This window comes from Nocardioides sp. NPDC057772, assembly GCF_042798075.1.
In the GTDB taxonomy this organism is placed as follows: Bacteria; Actinomycetota; Actinomycetes; order Propionibacteriales; family Nocardioidaceae; genus Nocardioides.
The window spans coordinates 1-3,051 of the sequence record NZ_JBHVKN010000333.1 but is presented as its reverse complement, the minus strand read 5'-3'; the positions used below and the strand labels follow the sequence as shown (position 1 = coordinate 3,051).

Genomic DNA, 3,051 nt, shown 5'->3' with positions numbered 1-3,051 from the left:
GGTCGCCGGGGTCTTCAAGGTCATCGCCTGGGCGTACCTGTCCAGCCGGTTCTGCTGAGCCCTGGTCACCTCGCCGACCCTACTCAGCACCACCGGGATGTCCTTGGTGCGCTTGTGGGTGCGCATCCAGCGGAGCACCTCGAAGCCGCCCTCGGCCAGCGGAAGGTCGAGGACCACGCAGTCGACGTCGCGGTCGGCCAGGACCGCCTGGGCCTCGTCGGGGGAGGAGCCGAAGACGGTCTCGACCTCGTCGACCGACCCGAACAGGGCCTCCACGACGGCGCTGGTGCCGGGGCCGGAATCGTCGCTGCCGCTGCTGAGGACCAGCAGCAGCTGATCGGCTCTGCGGCCGGCCAGCTGCGGCTCGTCGACGGCGGGCGTCGCGGGCTGGGCGTCGACGGTCTCGGAGCTGATCCTGGGGACGTACAGGGTGAAGGAGCTGCCGTGGCCGGGCTCGCTCTTGACCTGGATCTCGCCGCCGATGAGGTGGGCGACCTCGCGGCTGATCGACAGCCCGAGACCGGTGCCGCCGAACTTGCGGCTGATGGTGCCGTCGGCCTGCTGAAAGGCCTCGAAGATGACCTTCAGCTTCTCGGGAGGGATGCCGATGCCGGTGTCGACCACCGAGAAGGCCAGCACGGCATCGGCCTGCTGCAGGCTGCGCGTCGAGAAGCGCTCGCCGGAGGCGTTGCGGATCAGCAGGCGTACGCCGCCGCTGTCGGTGAACTTCACCGCGTTGGAGAGCAGGTTGCGAAGCACCTGCTGCAGCCGGTGCTGGTCCGAGCGCAGCAGGCGGGGTACGTCGGGGTCGACGCTGACGAAGAAGTTGAGGTCCTTCTCGGCGGTCAGCGGCCGGAAGGTGGCCTCGACGTACTCCACCACCGAGGTCACGTCCACGTCGGTGACGTGGACGTCCATCTTCCCGGCCTCGACCTTGGACAGGTCGAGGATGTCGTTGATCAGCTGCAGGAGGTCGGTGCCGGCGCCGTGGATGGTGCGCGAGTATTCGACCTGGCGCGCGTTGAGGTTGCCGTCGACGTTGTCGGAGAGCAGCCGGGCCAGGATGAGCAGCGAGTTGAGCGGCGTACGCAGCTCGTGCGACATGTTGGCCAGGAACTCGGACTTGTAGCGCGAGGAGAGGGCGAGCTGCTCGGCGCGCTCCTCCAGGCCGCGCCGGGCTTCCTCGATCTCGAGGTTCTTGATCTCGATCGCCTGGTTCTGGTCGGCGAGCTGGCGCGCCTTCTCCTCGAGGGCGGCGTTGGTCTGCTGCAGCTCGACCTGCTGCCGCTCGCCCTCGTCCTGCTTGTACTGCAGCTCGGCGGCGAGGCGCTGCGACTCGACCAGCAGCTCCTCGGTGCGAGAGCTGGCCATGATCGCGTTGAGCGAGACCCCGATCGACTCGGCGAGCTGCTCGAGGAACTGCATGTGGACGGCGCTGAACGGCCGGAACGAGGCGAGCTCGACGACGCCGATCACCTTCTCCTCGAAGACCACCGGGAGCACCACGATCGAGGTCGGCGCCGCCGACCCGTGACCGGAGGAGATCCGCATGAAGCCGGCCGGGACGTCGCGCACGACGATCGGCTGGCGGTCGTAGGCGGCCTGCCCGACCAGGCCCTCGCCGAGGGCGAAGACGTCGGGGATGTCGGCGCTGGGCTGGTAGCCGTAGGAGGCGATCCGGCGCAGGACCTTGGGACCGCTCTGCTCAGGGGTCTGGTCGGTGAGGAAGATCGAGCCCTGCTGGGCGCCGACCAGCGGAGTGAGCTCGGAGACGATCAGCCGGGCCACCTCGAGCAGGTCGCGACCACCCTGCATGTGGCCGGTGAACCGGGCCAGGTTGGTCTTGAGCCAGTCCTGGTCCTCGTTGGCCTTGGTGGTCTCCCGCAGCGAGTCGATCATCTCGTTGAGGTTGTCCTTCAGCTCGGCGACCTCGCCCTCGGCGCCGACGGTGATCTGCCGGCTCAGGTCGCCCTGCGTCACCGCGGCGGAGACCTCGGCGATCGCGCGGAGCTGGGTGGTCAGCGTGCTCGCGAGCTGGTTCACGTTCTCCGTCAGCCCACGCCAGGTGCCGGAGACGTCGGCCACCTCGGCCTGGCCGCCGAGCTTGCCCTCGGTGCCGACCTCGCGGGCCACACGGGTGACCTCGTCGGCGAAGGAGGAGAGCTGGTCGACCATGGTGTTGACCGTGGACTTGAGCTCGAGGATCTCGCCCCGGGCGTCGACGGTGATCTTCTGGGTGAGGTCGCCGCGGGCCACGGCGGTGGTGACCTGGGCGATGTTGCGGACCTGGGAGGTCAGGTTGGAGGCCATCGAGTTCACCGAGTCGGTGAGGTCCTTCCAGGTGCCGGCCACGCCGCGTACGTGGGCCTGACCGCCCAGCGATCCCTCGGTGCCGACCTCACGGGCGACCCGGGTGACCTCGTCGGCGAACGTACGCAGCGTGTCGACCATCGCGTTGAGGGTGCCGGCCAGGGCGGCGACCTCGCCGCGGGCCTCGATGGAGATCTTCTGCGACAGGTCGCCCTGGGAGACCGCCTTGGCGACCTGGGCGATGCTGCGGACCTGGTTGGTCAGGTTGGAGGCCATCGAGTTCACCGAGACCGTCAGGTCGCGCCAGGTGCCGGCGACACCGGGCACCTGGGCCTGGCCGCCGAGAGCACCCTCGGTGCCGACCTCGCGGGCGACACGGGTGACCTCGTCGGCGAACGATCCGAGCTGGTCGACCATGGTGTTGATGGTCGACTTGAGCTCGAGGATCTCGCCGCGGGCGTCGACGGTGATCTTCTGGGTGAGGTCGCCGCGGGCGACGGCGGTGGTGACCTGGGCGATGTTGCGGACCTGGGCGGTCAGGTTGGAGGCCATCGAGTTCACCGAGTCGGTGAGGTCCTTCCAGGTGCCGGAGACGTCGTGGACGTCGGCCTGACCACCCAGGCGGCCCTCGGTGCCGACCTCGCGCGCGACGCGGGTGACCTCGTCGGCGAAGGAGGAGAGCTGGTCGACCATGGTGTTGACGGTGGTCTTGAGCTCGGCGAGCTCGCCGCGTACGTCGAC

At 69.2% G+C, this 3,051-nt stretch carries 1 protein-coding gene; it reads right to left on the bottom strand.

Going from position 1 to position 3,051, the window contains the following annotated elements:
• Nucleotides 1-3,051 (bottom strand): HAMP domain-containing protein (locus tag ACFVJS_RS27225; protein ID WP_378886673.1); only part of this gene is annotated, 3,051 nt, incomplete at both ends.